A 19,089-nucleotide genomic window follows, 5' to 3' on the forward strand; every position below is an offset into this window, starting at 1 on the left:
GATCAAAAGATCGCAGCCTGCGGCAGCTCCTACACCGGTTATGCGAGGCTCATGGTCAGCCAACATCCCGAATCAAGCGCCACGCCTCGTCCACCGGCAGTGGTTGTTTCATCCGTTCAGCGAGCATCGCCATTGCCCGTTCTTCATCGCAGGCTACGGCGGCCGCCACCACACCGTTCTTGCAGAACAGGCCGATAAAGGGCGGATGGTACGGGTCGCCCTTGAATTCGACTTCGTCCCCCGCCTCGGCATGGCCAAGGTAGTCGTAGTTTTTGCCGAAGTGCCAGGTCCAGAAAAACGGCACGTCGAGGTAATGCTCGTCGCCGCCGAGCATGTTCGCTGCCGCGATCCGCGCCTGTTGCTGTGCCAGGCGCCAATGCTCGATGCGCTGAGGCTGGCCATTGAGCGGGAAGGTCGCGATATCACCGGCGGCCCAGAGCCCATCGGTCACGCGCATACCGCCGTCCACTGTCAGTGACTGATCTTTTTCCTTGGGCAAGTCGGCAAACGGTCCGGTTGCCGGGCTGACGCCAATGCCGACCAGCACCAGGTCCGCTGGCAAACGTTGACCGTTGTCCAGTTTCACCGCCTCGACCTTGTCGGTGCCTTCAATCTGCGCGGCTTCGCCATCGGTGTGGAATACCACGCCGTGGGCCACATGCCGGGCACGAATGGCCTTGCCGACCGTGTCGCCGAATTGTTTGGCGAAGGGCACGGCATGGCGGGCCAGGACAGTGACGTCCAGACCGTATTCGCGCAGGGCCGAAGCCGACTCCAGGGCAATGAAACTGTCGCCGATGATCACCGCGCGCTGGCCAGGTTTCGCAGCGGCCAGAATCCGCTGCGCCTGATCCTTCGAGCGCAGCACGAAGACCTGCGGCAAATCGGCACCGGGCAGCGTGAGCGGGTTGGGCGTACCGCCGGTGGCGAGCAGGGCGGCGTCATACGTCAGCGACTGACCGTCAGCCAGTCGCAGGGTTTTATTCGCCGCATCCAGGCTGGCTACTTCACCCTTTATTCGTTCGATTCGCTGCTCCTGGTAGAAGTTTTCATCTCGCAGCGGTGGGACTTCTTCCGGCGGCATCTCACCGGCGATCACGAATTTGCTCAGCACCGTGCGGTCGTAGCCGGCCTCGGCTTCGCGGTCGATCAGCAGCACGCGGCCGCCGAAACCTTTTTCGCGCAGTGCCGCCGCAGCCGCCGTACCTGCGGCACCGGCACCGACGATCACGAACGTGCGCGCATCGTCAGCCGGCGGTGTGCTGCCAGCCGGCAGTGGCCGGTCATCGACCCAGACCTCGTCTTCGCGCAGTTCAAGCGGGTAGCGCTTCAGGCTGTCCAGCGACGGCGGTTCACACAGCGCACCGTCTTCGATCCGGTACGCTGCCTTGTGCCAAGGGCAGATCAGGCGCCCATGACACAGCGCACCCTCGGCCAGCGGCGCCCCGGCGTGGGGGCATTCACCCTGATAGGCGCGCAATTGATCGCCGACTCGCAGCAGGACGATTCTGGTGTCCGCGATCCGGACTTCCAGGCCACGGTTCTCGGGCACATCGGCGAAACGGGCGACGCGGTGCAGGGCCATGATCGCTCTCCTGACGGACGTTTCAGTTAAGAGTCCGGGGTTTCTCCCGAGGTTCAGCCCATTCCCGCTGCCAAGGCACGAACGGTCCGGCTATAGTTTGCACGCCGACCACGGCCCCACCCGCACAAGGTGCTCCGGTATGACCCGATTGACCTCCCTGAACCCTTGGCTGGCGGCCGTTGCAGTCGCCCTTTGCATGCAATTTCCGGCGCAGGCCCAGGAGCGCTTCACCCTCAGCATTCCCGGTGTTTCGGACAATCGCCTGTTCACGTCGGCAGCCGCCAGCGATGCTGCCGGTTGTGGCGGCAAGAACCAGTCCCCGGCCCTGAGCTGGAACGCCGGTCCCCCGGGCACCTTGAGCTACGCCATTGTCATGCACGACCCGGACGGCCAGAAAGGCCTGGGGGTCGACCACTGGATTCACTATGGCATCAAAGCCACGACCCACCAGGTCCCGGCCGGTGTCGGCGCCAAATCCGCCCTCGAAGGTGTGGGCGGCAGCAACAGCAAAGGCACCACCGGCTACGTGGGTCCTTGCCCACCGGTCGGCGACAGCTCCCATCACTACATCATCCAGCTCTATGCCCTGGATCTTGCGCCAGACGCCTTGCCCGCCGGCCTGAGCCGCGCGCAGCTGATGGAACAGATCAAAGGCCATGTGCTGAAAAACAGCAGCGTGGTGCGGCGTTACCACCGCTGAAGTTTTTTCACATCGGTTTAACCCGAACCGGTCGGGCTGCCCGTCTCAGAGGATGAATGGATCAATTTCTTCCTGAGGTCAGCCCCATGTCCCTCCCTCTGCATTTCCTCCGCCTGGCCGCCCAGGGTTTCGCCGCCGGATTGTTGCTGGCCGTTGCCGGTTGCGGTGTTTCGTCCAAGCCTGATTCGGCCTCGGTTTCACCACCGGTTCAAGGTGCGATGAAGACTGAGTCGCTGGTGCGTCACGAAGCGGTCATGGCGGACACCTCGATGGCCAAGCGCAGTGTGCGACCGGCACCGATGGCCGGCTATGCGCCAATGCCTGAATCTGCTCCGGGAGGTTATCGGGACGAGCTGCGTGAACAGTATCAAGCGCTGGCCGACAATCCGATTCATAGCGTGACCGAAGCGCCAGTATCGACGTTCAGCGCCGACGTCGATACCGGCGCCTATGCCAACGTCCGCCGCTTGCTCAATCAAGGGCGTTTACCGCCCGAAGGCGCGGTGCGCCTGGAGGAAATGGTTAATTACTTCCCTTACGATTACGCCTTGCCCACCGACGGCTCGCCCTTCGGTGTGACCACTGAGCTGGCGCCATCGCCGTGGAACCCGCATACCCGATTGCTGCGCATCGGCATCAAGGCGTCGGACCGCGCAGTGGCCGAGCTGGCGCCGGCAAACCTGGTGTTTCTGGTGGACGTGTCCGGTTCGATGGACCGTCGCGAGGGGTTGCCGCTGGTCAAAAGCACCCTGAAACTGCTGGTCGATCAGTTGCGCGACCAGGATCGGGTGTCATTGGTGGTCTACGCCGGCGATTCGCGCGTGGTCCTGGAACCGACTTCCGGACGGGAAAAAGCGAAAATTCGTACAGCCATCAATCAATTGACCGCAGGCGGCTCCACCGCTGGGGCGTCGGGGATCGAGCTGGCTTACCAAATGGCACAACAGGCGTTTATCCCCAAGGGTATCAATCGCATCCTGTTGGCCACCGACGGCGACTTCAACGTTGGCATCAGCGACTTTGACAGCCTCAAACAAATGGCTGTGGATAAACGTAAGACGGGCGTGTCCCTGACCACCCTGGGGTTTGGTGTGGATAACTACAATGAACACCTGATGGAACAACTGGCCGATGCCGGCGACGGTAACTACGCCTACATCGACAACCTGCGCGAGGCGCGCAAGGTGCTGGTGGATCAGCTCGGTTCGACGCTCGCCGTCGTGGCGAAGAACGTGAAGCTGCAAGTGGAGTTCAACCCGGCACAGGTCAGCGAGTATCGGTTGTTGGGGTATGAGAATCGCACGTTGAAACGCGAGGATTTCAGCAATGACAAAGTCGATGCGGGTGAAATCGGAGCAGGACACACGGTCACGGCGTTGTACGAAATTGTGCCCAAGGGTGAGAAGGGTTGGCTGGAACCGCTGCGATATGGCCATTCCGCAGCAGTTGTCTCCGCAAAGACCGGGGAAATGGCTATGTTGCGCGTGCGATATCAGTTGCCTGAGGGTGGGAGTAGTCGCTTGATCGAGCGGCCGATCGTCAACGGTGATGCCGGTAAAGCCAGTGGCGACCTGCGATTTGCCGCTGCCGTGGCAGCGTTTTCCCAGCAGCTTAAGGACGGGCGTTATACCGGTGATTTCAGCCTGAAGGACACCGAAACTTTGGCCCGTGGCGCGCGGGGGGACGATCGATTCGGTCTGCGCGCAGAGTTCGTGCAGCTGGTGGAGTTGGCGCAGAGCCTGCGAACCTCGACCGCGTCGAATCAGCAGCCCAATGACAACCGGATAGAGTGAAAGAGGCCAGCGCTGACATGTCCGATCCTGAAATCAGCTCAGCCGCCAGCAGCGACGAATCGCTGCTAGCCCGCTATCGCTCCGGCGACGGGCCGGCGTTCGAGATCTTGTACGCCCGTCATCGCCAGGGGCTTTATCGATTCCTGCTCGGCCTGAGCGGCAAATCCGAACTGGCCGAAGAGGTCTATCAGGAAACCTGGCTGAGCCTGATCCGCAGCAGTAGTCAGCCACAAGGTCGAGCGAATTTTCGTACCTGGCTCTACCAGATTGCCCGCAACCGCCTGATTGATCACTGGCGCAAACACGGCATCCACAACCCCTTGCACGACAGCTATGACGAACAACTCCATGCCCTGAGCGACGAGGCGGCAGATCCCGAACAACTGCTGAGCCTGAGTCGCGACAATCAACGTCTCGAAGCCGCCCTGCAAAACCTCCCCGCGGACCAGCGCGAAGTGTTCCTGCTGCGCGCTCATGGCGAGCTCGACCTGCCGCAGATCGCCACCCTCACCGAAACACCGCTGGAAACCGTCAAGAGCCGCTTGCGCTACGCCCAGCAAAAACTGCGTCGGCTGCTGGCCGAGGAGGTACTGACATGACTGACGCCCGCAAAACGCCGCAAGACCAGGTGCTCGAGCATTACCGCGAGCATGCGACTGGCGAACCATCGTCTCATCTCGACGCCTTCATCCTGGCCACCGCACACCGGGAAGTGCCCGTGCCAAAGCCGAGCCTGTGGCAACGCTGGGTCCAAGCTTGCCAGAAGCCTCGTTGGCAGGTCGCATTTGCCAGCCTGATCGGCGTTGCGCTGATGTTGGCGCTGGTGCAGCGCACACCGGAGCAAGTGCCGAGCTACGACTTCGCCCCAGCGCCAAAAATGTCTGCACCGGTCGCAAAAAAAGAAGCGGCAGAAGCGCCACCGTCCGTTGCCCGCTCCTTGGCTGCTCCGGCAGGCGCCATGTCCGCACCGGCACCCGCACCAGCGGCGCCAACGGCCGATTTCGCCGCCCCTGCGCGGAGCGAATCGATCAACGCTGAAATGGCCGATGAAGCAAAGGTCAGCAAACGTGCAACAGCTCCGGCGAAAACGCTGGATGAGCAACTGCATGAGGTTCAGCGCCTGCAAAATACCGGTCAGCAACAAGCCGCCGATGCGCTGTTGAAAACATTGCACAAGCGTTTCCCTGACGAAAACCTCACAGCCCGAATGAAGGAATTACAGAAAAACTGAGGTGCACAGCGGTCGCCAATTTGGCATCGACACCCGAAAGCGCGCACTATCGGCCCATAGCCGATGCGCTGGAGGATGCCGTGGCAAAAAAAATCGACCGCATCGCCCAAATGCTCAATTGCCCGGTCAAGGGTGAAGAACTTCGGCGAGCAGTAACTGAGAGTCGTAAGGAGTTTCTGCTGGCGAAGCAGGAAGAAGAGGCGCTTGAGAAAGAAGTCCTGGATGAAGAGTTGATCGAGGACGAAGAAGACGATGACGAATACGACGAGTTCGACTGGACGACCGAATGAAAAAACGCCATGTCGTCAAACGCCAACCTGTGGGGTGGACGCTGCGCCGTTGTAGGAGCAAGCTTGCTCGCGATGGTCGTTAACGATAACGCGTTTCTTCTGAATAAACGCTCGCCCTCGAGACCCTCGTCCGAACGCCGCCCGGAGCAAGCTTGCTCCTACAGAGAAGTCAGAACGTGTAAACCGTATTCAGGACGAGACAGCACCCACAAAAAAGCCCCAGACCCTAAGATCTGAGGCTTTTTCGTTTCTACGTATGGTGCCAGGCGTCGTTTGAACTGAGCTCTGCGGGCCCGTTATATAAGGGTTTGGTTGGTGGTGTTTCGGTTAGGCATACACGTGGGCATACACGGTCCCGGCTACTGCTAGGCTATCGCCCTGAAAATTTACCCTGTGCAAGACCTAGCACTGGTTCCAAGATCCTGCGGGTTTCCGACCCCGTACCCACTGAACATCCCCAGGGTCCCAGGCGAGTCGGTGCCCCAGTCGATGCCTCTCCCTGTTCCTTTGTTGGCAGACGGCACCTCAAGCGTCCTGGTGTTCGGTGACCCAGCGCTCGAATTCTCCATTAGTCGATACCAAGCCAGTATTGCTTTCGCTGGCGGCGCTATCACTGATGGGGTGTGGGGCTCGAAAAGACGTGTTACAGGTGTTGCGGGTGATACAAGCTGTGCTAACTAATTGAATTTATTAGACTTTGTTGGTGTTACACACCATACATCTTACGCGTGCAATGGGTGTTACAAACCAAATAGGTGTTACAGCAGCGTTTACAAATTTGGGTAAATCGTTGGCCGCGATCGGCCAAAAGCAGACGTTGAATTGTCGTTTTCCTGCTTGCACTACGTCGAAGGGATGACGTACACCTCTCGAAGGTGCGATAGGGACTCAGAAAAGGTTCGCCTTACCAGTCACTTCAAGGACGAGCTGATTGAGCGCTATGACGAGCAAGGCGAACAACTCAACATTCGCTCAATCTCACAATTTGTCTCACCCCTCATACCCATTCCGCACCCCTGCTGCTTCAGAAACAGTGCAGATTCTGAACAAATGTGTCACGTAACAACCTCAAGTAACTTTAACGGCTAACATCCCCACGTGAGGAAATTGCCAGCACGGTATAGCGAGTAGAGCACTAGAGATCGGCAGGCGATCCATGACTCATTCCAAACTCAATAATCGACGGGAGCCGCGATATGAACAAGCTGGGTGCGATTTTTCTTCTACTCGTGGCAGGTAGCACCCATTCTGCTGAACGACTGAAAACCGTTCAGGTGTCGGGACTCTCCGTTCCCGGTACCCAGGCGCTGGTGAAAGCGCAAGGATTTACAGAGTGTGTTGATTTCCAAAACTACCTATCGTGCACACGCAGCAAGCCGATGGTCATTTTTGGCGCAACGGCCAATAGCGCTGAAATAACACTGGATGTCACCGACAACTTTGCCAGCGTGGCGGATCCTATGGGAAGCCCCAAGATCGCGGGTGTGGCACTGGAGAAACTGACCTATCGATCCATTCGCCTGGAATTTCAACCAAAAGAGCGCGAGGCTCTGGAAAAAGCACTGCGCGCTGATGGATGGTTCGCCGTAGGCAGCGTAAAACGTCTTGAGTTTTATAAGGAAGGCATCCCGGCAACCTTCCGCGTCGGCAGCGCCTATACCACGTTGAGTCCCGTCGACATCAACGAGGTTAGAAAAAAGGCTTCCAGACTGGAGGCAAAGGCCGACTATTCAAGCATCAACTCGGACATACCCGATCCGGCGCGGGCAATGCAGCGTGACTCAGAGCCTCATGGCGCCGGCTCAACTCGCCCGCCGCGATTTTAATCAGCCCCATTATCAGTCCTTCCATAGCACCTGAAGCACTCTAGGCCAGCAGGTCTAGCCGTTGGTCGCTTGTCGACGACGCGTATTGGCCGCTTTGGACTCAGAGTGTGTAAAAACTTCGTCAAAATTGAATTTTTGCGCGCCTATGCGAAATCTGAAAATTATCGGCTGCTCAAAAACCTGGATTTTTGGCTTCAGTCCCCGGAAAACCTTGGATCGGCATGTATGGAAAATATACGATCGGCGCGAACAACAAATGAGGATTTTATTGGCTGGCGAGAAGTCGATACCGCACAGCATTGCGACACTCGACAAGGTCCACGGTGTAGCGCTGGTGAGGGATATTGTGGGATGGGAAAACACACACATGAACAGTAACCCACATCAGCGGTTCGCTCACTCTTTGGCACGCGCCGCGTTATGCGCTGGTGCGCTCTGCTTAAGCGCGGCAAATGCGCAAGCACGGCCGCACGACCAGGAAGATTTGCGCTCCTATATGCATGGCATCGAAGCGGTCAAAGGGGCCGACGGCCGTTTTTTGATTTTCATTAGCAGTTCCGGAATTCCACCAAAAGGCGAGGATGAAAACGGCAACTGGCCGCACGACATCTACCTTTCGAAATGGGGAATCAATGATACGCGGATCAGTCCGCCCACACTATTCATCCAAAAGCGGGAAGCGCAAGAACCGGTGTCGGTCGCCCAAACAACTGACGGCAATGTCATGCTTTCGTTTGAAGACGGCTGGAATACCACGAACGAAGTCAATCAACGTTATGGCGTTTACGATGCGAAGCTGCGACCGATCGCGCCGTATCCGCGCGTCGTTGCGACCGGCGGACATTCCGGCCATGTTGCCGCGGCAGGAAAGCATTTCGTCGTGTTGTATTCCGAGGACTGGGTCAACGGTGGCGGTGTCGATGATCTCGGTACCGGCAATGGTGTATATGCAAAGGTCTTCGATAGTCACGGCCACCTGCTCAGTACGTCCGATGTCGCACCCCAGCGGCGTGAATGGTGGCCGATGATTGCTGGTTCCAGCAATCGCGCGCTACTGGTCTGGCAACAATTCGTACCTGATCAAACCTCTGCAAATTTGAAGATAACGGTACTCGATCCTGAGACCGGGAAACTCTCCGCCCATAAGATCCTGAGATCCGGCTTGAATTACTACACCTACAAAGCCAAATATATTCCATTGATCGATCGTTTTCTCGTGACCGGTACAACGGTGAACGGTAAAGGTTTTGCGTACTTGATCAACAACGACGGCGAAGTCAGCGCGACGTTGGAATGCATGCCGGCAACTGTGAGGGGAGCCGATGTTGTCGCCAGCGAGAATATCGCCTATACGCCTTCGCAAGACAACCGCCTTCTGCACCTGGAGCTCACACCCTCTTCAATCAAGCTGAAAGCTGTGCAGCGCTCGCCGCTAACTTGGTCCTATATCGGGAGCCTCGGATTGATGCGAAATCCCTCTTCAATTCATTGGATATCGCTGACAAAGAATGGAGTCGAGGAAACCGATTTTGATTTGCGCAATGCGGTGCAACCCGATCGATCCGACCTGTGCCGATGATGGTGCTGAGGACGATGAGCCGTTTTGATCTGCACCGGAAATACCCCGCCGCATGCCTGCATGTGGTGGGGTCTAGTGCCTCTGTCACTGGGGCACGACTGCTAAGCTTATCCACAACTGCTAATGCAAAAATCAGCAATCCGCCCTGGGTCAATTTTCAATCGGCAGGGTGGGTCAGTTTTCAATCAGCGCCAACAGTCTGGTTTTTTGTAGCGCAATTCCCAAGACTTCTGCCCATTGGCTTTGACCCGAAAATACAAGCCGTTGCCGTCTTGCTCCCGGTACGTCGCACTCTCAGGCTCCAAGCCTGCAAGAGTAGTGTCAGCCAGTGGGCGGCGTTTGATTTCAGTACGCTTCACTGCGTGTATGCCTCCAGTTCAATGAATCTCAAAGCATACACGTGGGCATACACGGCGTGCAGTTATAGGGGTAGACAGGGATGGATAGCCAGAAACAAGAAAGCCCGCACGGGGCGGGCTTCTTGGGGTGTTTCGTAGACTGTCTGAGACAGGCCTAGACTGCTATATGGTGCACCAGGCGGGATTCGAACCCACGACCCCTGCCTTCGGAGGGCAGTACTCTATCCAGCTGAGCTACTGGTGCAATGCGGGCGCCATGATACTCATATGCGGTGCGGGCGTCCATGCTGCTGAATCGCCTGTGTTTTTAAGCGCCAAACGACCGTTCGCTACGCTGATCAGAAAAAACACGCAAATGCGGCGTTTTCGTTCTTTTTTTCGAACAGGCTATTGTCCTTTACCCCCTTTGATCCTAGGATTCGTTTGAGATTTCAAACGCTCTTGTCTGGGTGCTGAACCGCACGAGTTTCAATCAGTGCGCTATTTATGTGCTTCAGCCCGGTGAATGATTTCCCTGACGGCAGCCTATAAGGCGCCTTTCTACAATCATAATTCGCTCCGCGCTTGCCGCGGTGCTGTTAAGGAAAGCCGACATGCAGCTTAAAGACACCCAGTTGTTCCGCCAGCAAGCCTTTATCGATGGCGCTTGGGTTGATGCGGACAATGGTCAGACGATCAAGGTCAACAACCCGGCAACGGGCGAAATTCTGGGCACCGTGCCGAAAATGGGCGCTGCCGAAACCCGCCGTGCGATCGAAGCCGCTGACAAGGCGCTGCCGGCCTGGCGTGCACTGACCGCCAAGGATCGCGCGAACAAGCTGCGTCGCTGGTTCGAACTGATCATCGAGAACCAGGACGACCTGGCTCGCCTGATGACCCTCGAACAAGGCAAGCCATTGGCCGAAGCCAAGGGCGAAATCGTTTACGCCGCTTCCTTTATCGAGTGGTTCGCCGAAGAAGCCAAGCGCGTCTACGGTGACGTGATTCCGGGTCACCAGCCAGACAAGCGCCTGATCGTGATCAAGCAGCCAATCGGCGTGACCGCAGCGATCACTCCGTGGAACTTCCCGGCCGCGATGATCACCCGTAAAGCCGGCCCGGCCCTGGCCGCCGGTTGCACCATGGTGCTCAAGCCTGCTTCGCAAACTCCTTTCTCCGCATTCGCCCTGGCTGAACTGGCCCAGCGTGCCGGCATCCCGAACGGTGTGTTCAGCGTGGTTTCCGGCAGCGCCGGCGACATCGGCAGCGAGCTGACCAGCAACCCGATCGTGCGCAAATTGTCCTTCACCGGCTCGACCGAAATCGGTCGTCAGCTGATGGCTGAATGCGCCAAGGACATCAAGAAAGTGTCCCTGGAATTGGGCGGCAACGCACCGTTCATCGTGTTCGACGACGCGGACCTGGATAAGGCCGTCGAAGGCGCGATCATTTCCAAGTACCGCAACAACGGCCAGACCTGCGTCTGCGCCAACCGTCTGTACATTCAGGATTCGGTCTACGACGCGTTCGCCGAGAAGCTGAAAGTGGCCGTGGCCAAACTCAAGATCGGTAACGGTCTGGAAGAAGGCACCACCACTGGCCCGCTGATCGACGAAAAAGCCGTGGCCAAGGTTCAAGAGCACATTGCTGACGCGATCAGCAAAGGCGCAACCGTTCTGGCCGGTGGCAAGGTCATGGAAGGCAACTTCTTTGAGCCGACCATCCTGACCAACGTGCCGAAGAACGCTGCCGTGGCCAAGGAAGAAACCTTCGGTCCATTGGCTCCACTGTTCCGCTTCAAAGACGAAGCCGAAGTGATCGCGATGTCCAACGACACCGAGTTCGGTCTGGCTTCGTACTTCTATGCTCGCGACCTGGGTCGTGTGTTCCGTGTGGCTGAAGCCCTGGAATACGGCATGGTCGGCGTCAACACCGGGTTGATCTCCAATGAAGTCGCGCCGTTCGGCGGCATCAAGGCGTCGGGCCTGGGCCGTGAAGGTTCCAAGTACGGCATCGAAGATTACCTGGAAATCAAATACCTCTGCCTGGGCATCTAAGCTCGAAGGGATAAGCCCGGCAAGGCATTGCTTCAAACGCAAAGGGCACGAGAGCGCTGTCCCTTTGCGTGCAACAAACGGAATTTTCTCTGTGGTCGGGAAAGCTGTGGCAGTCGATCATCGCATGCTGCCGTAGTTGCCTCCCCGCCGCATTTTCCTTGAGCCACGCCGCCCGATGAGCGGTGAATGAGGACTTTATGAGCAAGACTAACGCATCCCTGATGAAACGCCGCGAAGCCGCAGTACCACGCGGTGTTGGCCAGATTCACCCGATCTTCGCCGAGTCCGCGAAGAACGCCACCGTGACCGACGTTGAAGGTCGCGAGTTCATCGACTTCGCCGGCGGTATCGCCGTGCTGAACACCGGCCACGTGCACCCGAAAATCATCGCCGCCGTGACCGAGCAGCTGAACAAGCTGACCCACACCTGCTTCCAGGTGCTGGCTTACGAACCGTACGTAGAAGTGTGCGAAAAAATCAACGCCAAGGTGCCGGGTGATTTCGCCAAGAAAACCCTGCTGGTGACCACCGGCTCCGAAGCCGTGGAAAACTCCATCAAGATCGCACGTGCCGCCACTGGCCGTGCCGGCGTGATCGCGTTCACCGGCGCTTACCACGGTCGCACCATGATGACCCTGGGCCTGACCGGTAAAGTCGTGCCTTACTCGGCCGGCATGGGCCTGATGCCAGGTGGCATCTTCCGCGCGCTGTACCCGAACGAGCTGCACGGTGTGAGCATCGACGATTCGATCGCCAGCATCGAGCGTATCTTCAAGAACGACGCCGAGCCGCGTGACATCGCTGCCATCATCATCGAGCCGGTTCAGGGCGAAGGTGGTTTCTACGTTGCGCCTAAAGCGTTCATGAAGCGTCTGCGCGCGCTGTGCGACCAACACGGCATCCTGCTGATCGCTGACGAAGTACAAACTGGCGCTGGTCGTACCGGCACCTTCTTCGCCATGGAACAGATGGGCGTTGCTGCCGACCTGACCACCTTCGCCAAATCCATCGCTGGCGGCTTCCCGTTGGCCGGTGTGTGCGGCAAGGCCGAATACATGGACGCCATTGCTCCAGGCGGCCTGGGCGGCACTTACGCTGGTAGCCCGATCGCTTGCGCCGCGGCCTTGGCAGTGATGGAAGTGTTCGAAGAAGAGCACCTGCTGGATCGCTGCAAAGCTGTCGGCGAGCGTCTGGTCACTGGCTTGAAAGCCATTCAGGCCAAGTACCCGGTGATCGGCGAAGTCCGTGCCCTGGGTGCGATGATCGCGGTCGAGCTGTTCGTTGACGGCGATAGCCACAAGCCGAACGCTCCAGCGGTAGCCGCCGTTGTGGCCAAGGCTCGCGACAAGGGTCTGATCCTCCTGTCCTGCGGCACTTACGGCAACGTTCTGCGCGTCCTGGTACCGCTGACTTCGCCGGACGAGCAACTGGACAAAGGCTTGGCGATCATCGAAGAGTGCTTTTCGGAGCTCTGATCGATTGGTGAGCTGATCGACAAAAAACCCGCTTCGGCGGGTTTTTTTGCGTCCCCGGAACACCTCGTACTGTTTCGAGCGACCCGCTTTGATTAAGGTGCGCGCCTTGCCAATGGGGTGTGCAGATGACTGCTATGGTTTTACCCGCTGTACCGCGTGTACCGCGTGTACCGCGTGTGCTGATTGCCGAGGCCGACCCCTGGTCTCGTGACCTGCTCAAGCAGGTGTTGTTGAGTGTGCGCTGCGACGCACGGCTGGATCTGTGTGCCGACGGTCAGGAAGCGTTGCGCTTGCTGGCGGAATATCCGTACGACCTGACGATCGTTGATCGGGAGTTGCCCGGCATCGATGGCTTGAATGTGTTGCGCAATGTTCGCCAGCGCAAACGCAATCCGCCACTGCCGTTCATACTGATGAGCAGCCGTAACGACAGTGCCAGCGTGCGCGAAGCCTTGCCCCTGGCGCCTACGGCCTATTTGACCAAACCCCTGAACGTGGAAAGCCTGACCCAGCGACTGCAGGGATTTCTGCTGAATGCTGGCGAAGAAGTGTTCTGCGAGGTGCCGACGCTGGCGCCGGGCATGACCCTGTCGGTTTACCTGGAGCAACGACGCGAACTGACCGACGGCGCCTCCCTGATGACCGACGTACAGTTGGCGGTCAAGCGCAGTCTCCATTCCAACAGCTTCGATCTGACACTGCTGCATGACGAGATTCGTACCGATCCGCAGATCACCGCCGTGCTGATCGCCGCCGCCAACAGCGCGGCCCAGCATCATGGTGCTGCCGTACAAACCCTGCCCCAGGCGCTGCACCGCCTCGGCATCGGACAAAGCAAGAACCTGATTCTGGGTTTGGCGCTCAAGCGCAGTGCCCGGCTCAGCGATCCATGCCTGGCGGATTACGCCGAGCGTTATTGGGAGTTGTCGCTGCACACCGCCGACTATGCGCGGGCCCTGGCGCGCCTGCTGGATCTGGATCAGGAGCGCTGTTATTGCGCTGGTCTGCTGCATCGACTGGGCGACCTGGCGTTGTTGCGGTGTTTGCAGGAATGGAAGCAGGCCGGGGGTGAGCTGGATGAGTGGGAGGAGGTGGGTGATGCGCTGGCGGCATTCGGCGCGGCCTATGGTTCGGCGTTGCGCACGCGCTGGCGTTTGCCGCTGGAGTTGCGAGGGTTGATTGCGGCGGTCTACGCGCTCGGTGGCGGCGTTTACTCCCGTGAAGCGCTGGTGATGAACATGGCTGCGCAGTTGGCGCGTCTGACCGAGCATGAGGGTGTTGAGGTGCTGGCGAAGAGCCGGACGGCGCGGTTGCTGAAGATCGGAGTGCCGGAATTGACGCGTTTACGCCAAAGGGAAGCCTGACAAAAACCCTGTAGGAGCTGGCAAGCCAGCTCCTACAGGGTTTTGTGTTGGGTCCGCTAGCCGGAGGGTGCGCGAACGGGGCGCACCGATCAACGGTGTCAGGCGGTAGCGGCAGGACGCAGGGAGTAGGTTTTCAACTGGTCGGCGAAGTCGCGCAGAGACTGGATGCCGCTGGCTTCGGCTTCGTGCACCCAATCCTTGATGGCGGCCAGCATGTCGTGACCATTCGAGCTGGTCTTGACCCAGATCTGCTGCAAGGCCAGGCGTTTCTCGTAGATAACCTTCAGCGCCTGACTGTGCTCGAGCATGGCCTGGATGCGCATGTGGTGTTTGTCATCCAGCAGGCTGGTTTCCCGCGAGAGCAGGCGTTTGGCCCGGTGGAACTGGTGACGGACCGAGTGATCGACCTTTTCCAGCTCTTGCTTGACCAGCGGGGCGATCACCAGCTTGCGGTACTGGGCCATGATCTGGAAGCGGTTGTTGAGGATGGCCATGGCGGTGTCCATGTCCAGGTTGCCTTTACCTTCGACCCGGTGGGCAATCGGCGCGACCCGCTGGACCTTGGCCAGACGGAAGAAGCTGAAGACTTGTATCCAGGCCCAGCCGAGATCGAACTCCCACTTCTTCACCGACAATTTCGCCGAGTTCGGGTAGGTGTGATGGTTGTTATGCAGTTCTTCGCCACCGATCAGGATGCCCCATGGCACCAGATTGGTCGCCGCATCGCGGCATTCGAAGTTGCGGTAGCCGATGGCATGGCCCAGGCCATTGACCACGCCGGCCGCCCAGACCGGGATCCACATCATCTGGATCGCCCAGATGGTGATGCCGATGGTGCCGAACAGCAGCAGGTCGATAACACCCATGATTGCCACGCCCAGCAGCGGGAAACGGCTGTACAGGTTGCGTTCGATCCAGTCGTCGGGGCAGTTCTTGCCGTAGATGCGCAGGGTCTCGGGGTTTTCCGCTTCGGCGCGGTACAGCTCGGCACCTTTTCGCAGGACAGTGGACAACCCCTTGACGACCGGGCTGTGCGGGTCATCTTCGGTTTCGCATTTGGCGTGATGCTTGCGGTGGATAGCGGTCCACTCGCGGGTGTTCTGGGCTGTGGTCAACCACAGCCAGAAGCGGAAGAAATGTTTCAGGCCGGCATTGAGCTCAAGCGAGCGATGGGCTGAATAACGATGCAGATAGACCGTGACGCCAACGATCGTCACGTGGGTCATCAGCAGGGTGACTGCCACCAGTGACCAGGGCGACAAGCCGAGAAAACCTTCGTACCACATAGGCTATTGGGCCCTCGATAAAGAAAAAAACAGCCGTTGCATTATCACTGAGCCTACAGATAAAACCAGTCACCCTTTCAGATAAGAGTGGCTGGATGTTTCTTTGACTGATAATCCGATCCTTTTTTGAAGGGACATGGACGGCCGAATGTCTGCTACCTCTCGCGATGCTCTGCGCGCCGCGCTGCTCTACCTTCTGGTTTCAATAGGCTGGCTGCAATTGAGTAGTCATTTATTTGAGCAGTTTCTTCGATAGCTCCGAGGCGTTGCAGCGATGGCAACTGATCAACGGTTACGCCTGGGGCATGCCCCAAGCAAATCTATTTTGTTATATAAACATTCTTAAATAGTCTTTTTAAGAATATCCGCGCTTATCTACTATTGCTCTCACGCCGCAAGCAGTGCCGCCCACTGCCAGGCAACCTCTCAGTTGAAGGAGCAGCACCATGAGCGCATCCCTGCGTAGCGTTGACGGTCAAGACGAAGCCACCATCTTGCGTGAGATCCAGAGTGCCTTGCGCGACCTGCGGTTCGGCGCCGTGGAAATCACCGTGCACAACGCTCAGGTGGTCCAGATCGAACGCAAAGAAAAATTCCGCTTGCAGAACCCGAACAACAAGCCGGGCTGAAACGAAGATCAAAAGATCGCAACCTGCGGCAGTTCCTGCGGGGGATGTGTGTAGGCGCTGCCGCGGGCTGCGATCTTTTAACAAGCAACCGCGATTCCAACAAACCCATAAGAAAAGCCATCACCAACAGAATTCCAGGAGCTTTCACCATGTCGTCGATTCGTCAATTCGCTTTGGCCGCCCTGGCCAGCGCCCTATTTGCTGGTACCGCGGTTGCCAAGGATTACGAACTGCTCAACGTGTCGTACGACCCGACCCGTGAGCTGTATCAGGATTACAACACCGAGTTCACCAGTTTCTGGAAGAAAGCACATCCGGGCGACAACGTGAAAATCCAGCAATCCCATGGTGGCTCGGGCAAGCAGGGCCGAGCGGTGATCGACGGTCTGCGCGCCGACGTGGTGACGCTGGCCCTGGCGGGTGACATCGATGAAATCGCCAAGCTCGGCAAGACCCTGCCGACCGACTGGCAGAAGCGTCTGCCAGAGGCGAGCACGCCGTACACGTCGACCATCGTGTTCCTGGTGCGCAAGGGCAACCCCAAGGGCATCAAGGATTGGGGCGACTTGACCAAGAGGGGTGTAGAAGTCATTACCCCGAACCCGAAAACCTCCGGCGGTGCACGCTGGAACTTCCTGGCAGCCTGGGCCTATGGCCTGAAAGCCAATGGCGGTGACGAAGCCAAGGCCAAGGAATACGTGCAGACCCTGTTCAAGCACGTTCCCGTTCTGGACACGGGTGCTCGCGGTTCGACCATCACCTTCGTCAACAACGGTCAGGGCGACGTATTGCTGGCCTGGGAAAACGAGGCCTTCCTGGCGCTGAAAGAAGATGGCGGCGCCGACAAGTTCGACATCGTGGTGCCTTCGCTGTCGATCCTCGCCGAGCCCCCTGTGGCCGTAGTCGACAAAAACGCCGAGAAAAAGGGCAACACCGAAATTGCCGAAGCCTATCTGAAACACCTGTACAGCCCTGCGGGTCAGGAAATCGCGGCGAAAAACTTCTATCGTCCACGTGACAAGGACGTGGCCGCCAAGTACGCCAAACAGTTCCCGACCCTGGACCTGGTGACCATCGACAAGGACTTCGGCGGCTGGAAAACCGCGCAACCGAAATTCTTCAATGACGGTGGCGTGTTCGACCAGATTTACCAGGCGCAGTAATCTGCACCAGGTCAAAACGAGCCCCGATTTAACCGTCGGGGCTTTGCGCGTTCTCAACCAAGGACTTTTATGTCGCGTCGTATCTCCCCCGTCATACCCGGCTTCGGGCTGACGCTGGGCTACACCTTGGTGTACCTCAGCCTGATTGTGCTCATTCCACTGGCGGCGATGTTCGTGCATGCCGCTCAACTCACCTGGGAACAGTTCTGGGCGATCATTTCGGCGCCTCGGGTGCTGGCGGCGTTGAAGCTGAGCTTCGGCACCGCTCTCTACGCCGCGATCATCAACGGCATCATCGGCACGCTGTTGGCCTGGGTGCTGGTGCGCTACACCTTCCCTGGACGAAAAATCATCGATGCGATGATCGATCTTCCGTTCGCATTGCCCACTGCCGTTGCAGGTATCGCGTTGACCGCACTCTACGCGCCGAACGGCTGGGTGGGGCAGTTCGCGGCCGACCTGGGGTTCAAGATCGCGTATACCCCCCTCGGCATCACACTGGCACTGACTTTTGTAACGCTTCCATTCGTGGTACGTACAGTACAGCCAGTATTGGCCGATATTCCGCGTGAAGTGGAGGAAGCGGCGGCGTGTCTCGGTGCGAAGCCCTTGCAGGTTTTCCGCCATATCCTGGTGCCTGCCTTGCTGCCTGCCTGGTTGACGGGCTTCGCTTTGGCCTTTGCCCGCGGGGTTGGCGAGTATGGATCGGTGATTTTCATCGCTGGCAACATGCCGATGAAAACCGAGATTCTCCCGCTGCTGATCATGGTCAAACTCGACCAGTACGATTACACCGGCGCTACGTCCATTGGTGTACTGATGCTGGTGGTTTCCTTCATCCTGTTGCTGCTGATCAACTTGCTGCAGCGGCGCATCGAAACCCCATAAGGAGGCGCACAAATGTCCCAATCGTCTATTGCTGCTGCTGCCTCGAACGCCTCCCGCCGTGGCAGCGCCTCATCGCGGCGACTGCTGATCGGCCTTGGCTGGCTGATTTTTGCCCTGTTCCTGCTGTTGCCGCTGGTTATCGTAGTGTCCCAGGGCCTGAAGCTCGGGATCGGTGCGTTCTTCACCGCGATTTTTGAACCCGATGCATTGTCGGCCCTGAAGCTCACGGTGATCGCCGTGCTGATTTCGGTGCCGCTGAACCTGGTGTTCGGCGTCAGTGCGGCGTGGTGCGTGAGCAAGTATTCATTCCGCGGCAAAAGTATCCTCGTGACCCTGATCGACCTGCCGTTCTCGGTGTCGCCGGTGATCGCCGGCCTGGTCTATGTGCTGATGTTCGGCGCCCAGGGCTTGTTCGGGCCATGGTTGCAGGACCACGACATCCAGATCGTCTTCGCCTTGCCAGGCATCGTGCTGGCGACGATTTTCGTCACCGTGCCGTTCGTGGCCCGCGAGCTGATTCCGCTGATGCAGGAACAAGGCACTCAGGAAGAAGAGGCCGCGCGCCTGCTCGGGGCCAATGGCTGGCAAATGTTCTGGCATGTCACCGTTCCCAATATCAAATGGGGCCTGATCTACGGCGTGGTGCTGTGTACGGCGCGGGCCATGGGTGAGTTCGGTGCGGTGTCGGTGGTTTCCGGGCACATTCGCGGGGTGACGAACACCTTGCCGCTGCACGTCGAGATCCTCTACAACGAATACAACCACGTGGCCGCGTTTGCTGTGGCGAGCCTGTTGCTGATCATGGCGCTCTTCATCCTGCTGCTGAAGCAGTGGAGCGAAAACCGTATTAACCGCCTGCGCGCCAGCGCCGCGGAGGAATAAGTC

16 protein-coding genes, 1 tRNA gene and 1 pseudogene are annotated in these 19,089 nt (G+C 58.5%); 14 read left to right on the forward strand and 4 right to left on the reverse strand.

What is annotated here, in order from left to right:
• Positions 1–55: 55 nt before the first annotated feature.
• Positions 56–1,585: an FAD-dependent oxidoreductase gene (locus ACA067_RS00825; protein ID WP_497460211.1), complete on the reverse strand. Its 1,530-nt coding sequence runs from the start codon at positions 1,583–1,585 to the stop codon at positions 56–58.
• Positions 1,586–1,724: 139 nt separating this feature from the next.
• Here ACA067_RS00825 and ACA067_RS00830 point away from each other — a divergent pair, with 139 nt between their 5' ends.
• The 7 genes from ACA067_RS00830 to ACA067_RS00860 all read left to right on the forward strand — a co-directional run bounded on the left by ACA067_RS00830 (position 1,725) and on the right by ACA067_RS00860 (position 9,004).
• A complete protein-coding gene (locus ACA067_RS00830) occupies positions 1,725–2,285 on the forward strand; it encodes a YbhB/YbcL family Raf kinase inhibitor-like protein (RefSeq protein WP_497460212.1) in 561 nt (186 codons plus the stop codon).
• Between the two features lie 86 nt (positions 2,286–2,371).
• A complete protein-coding gene (locus ACA067_RS00835) occupies positions 2,372–4,078 on the forward strand; it encodes a vWA domain-containing protein (protein WP_497460213.1) in 1,707 nt (568 codons plus the stop codon).
• A gap of 17 nt (positions 4,079–4,095) precedes the next feature.
• Complete coding sequence (locus ACA067_RS00840) at positions 4,096–4,677, forward strand: RNA polymerase sigma factor (protein ID WP_497460214.1); 582 nt, start codon at positions 4,096–4,098, stop codon at positions 4,675–4,677.
• Positions 4,674–5,309: a hypothetical protein gene (locus ACA067_RS00845; protein ID WP_497460215.1), complete on the forward strand. Its 636-nt coding sequence runs from the start codon at positions 4,674–4,676 to the stop codon at positions 5,307–5,309. Before ACA067_RS00840 ends, ACA067_RS00845 begins: the two co-directional genes overlap by 4 nt.
• A 20-nt stretch (positions 5,310–5,329) precedes the next feature.
• Positions 5,330–5,599 (forward strand): hypothetical protein, encoded by a 270-nt coding sequence (locus ACA067_RS00850; protein ID WP_497460216.1) that lies wholly within the window; start codon positions 5,330–5,332, stop codon positions 5,597–5,599.
• Between the two features lie 1,196 nt (positions 5,600–6,795).
• The gene (locus tag ACA067_RS00855; RefSeq protein ID WP_497460217.1) at positions 6,796–7,425 is read left to right on the forward strand and encodes a hypothetical protein; all 630 of its coding nucleotides are present in this window, start codon (positions 6,796–6,798) and stop codon (positions 7,423–7,425) included.
• Between the two features lie 145 nt (positions 7,426–7,570).
• Complete coding sequence (locus ACA067_RS00860; RefSeq protein WP_497460218.1) at positions 7,571–9,004, forward strand: hypothetical protein; 1,434 nt, start codon at positions 7,571–7,573, stop codon at positions 9,002–9,004.
• Positions 9,005–9,201: 197 nt separating this feature from the next.
• Here ACA067_RS00860 and ACA067_RS00865 read toward each other — a convergent pair.
• Both ACA067_RS00865 and ACA067_RS00870 read right to left on the reverse strand, forming a co-directional pair.
• Positions 9,202–9,363: pseudogene (locus ACA067_RS00865) on the reverse strand (integrase arm-type DNA-binding domain-containing protein); the annotation flags it as partial.
• A 167-nt stretch (positions 9,364–9,530) separates the two neighbouring features.
• A tRNA-Arg gene (locus ACA067_RS00870) sits at positions 9,531–9,607 on the reverse strand.
• Between the two features lie 349 nt (positions 9,608–9,956).
• Between ACA067_RS00870 and gabD the strand changes: the two genes are divergently transcribed.
• The 3 genes from gabD (at position 9,957) to ACA067_RS00885 (ending at position 14,238) form a co-directional block, all read left to right on the forward strand.
• Positions 9,957–11,399 (forward strand): NADP-dependent succinate-semialdehyde dehydrogenase, encoded by a 1,443-nt coding sequence (gabD, locus tag ACA067_RS00875; protein ID WP_054050229.1) that lies wholly within the window; start codon positions 9,957–9,959, stop codon positions 11,397–11,399.
• 197 nt (positions 11,400–11,596) lie between these two features.
• Positions 11,597–12,874 carry a 4-aminobutyrate--2-oxoglutarate transaminase gene (gene gabT, locus ACA067_RS00880; RefSeq protein ID WP_497460219.1) on the forward strand — a complete coding sequence of 426 codons (1,278 nt, stop codon included), beginning with the start codon at positions 11,597–11,599 and terminating at the stop codon, positions 12,872–12,874.
• A gap of 125 nt (positions 12,875–12,999) precedes the next feature.
• Entirely contained in the window at positions 13,000–14,238 is a 1,239-nt protein-coding gene (locus ACA067_RS00885) for an HDOD domain-containing protein (protein ID WP_497460220.1), read from the forward strand.
• 98 nt (positions 14,239–14,336) lie between these two features.
• Here ACA067_RS00885 and desA read toward each other — a convergent pair whose 3' ends face one another.
• Entirely contained in the window at positions 14,337–15,524 is a 1,188-nt protein-coding gene (desA, locus tag ACA067_RS00890) for a delta-9 fatty acid desaturase DesA (RefSeq protein WP_497460221.1), read from the reverse strand.
• A gap of 446 nt (positions 15,525–15,970) precedes the next feature.
• Here desA and oscA point away from each other — a divergent pair, with 446 nt between their 5' ends.
• The 4 genes from oscA to cysW all read left to right on the forward strand — a co-directional run bounded on the left by oscA (position 15,971) and on the right by cysW (position 19,086).
• Entirely contained in the window at positions 15,971–16,153 is a 183-nt protein-coding gene (gene oscA, locus ACA067_RS00895; protein ID WP_497460222.1) for a sulfur starvation response protein OscA, read from the forward strand.
• A gap of 149 nt (positions 16,154–16,302) precedes the next feature.
• Positions 16,303–17,316, forward strand: coding sequence for a sulfate ABC transporter substrate-binding protein (locus ACA067_RS00900; RefSeq protein WP_497460223.1), 1,014 nt, complete (start codon positions 16,303–16,305; stop codon positions 17,314–17,316).
• Positions 17,317–17,385: 69 nt separating this feature from the next.
• Entirely contained in the window at positions 17,386–18,204 is an 819-nt protein-coding gene (gene cysT, locus ACA067_RS00905; protein ID WP_064675347.1) for a sulfate ABC transporter permease subunit CysT, read from the forward strand.
• A 12-nt stretch (positions 18,205–18,216) separates the two neighbouring features.
• Positions 18,217–19,086 carry a sulfate ABC transporter permease subunit CysW gene (cysW, locus tag ACA067_RS00910; protein ID WP_497460224.1) on the forward strand — a complete coding sequence of 290 codons (870 nt, stop codon included), beginning with the start codon at positions 18,217–18,219 and terminating at the stop codon, positions 19,084–19,086.
• Positions 19,087–19,089 lie beyond the last annotated feature (3 nt).

Source organism: Pseudomonas sp. LBUM1674 (assembly GCF_059695635.1).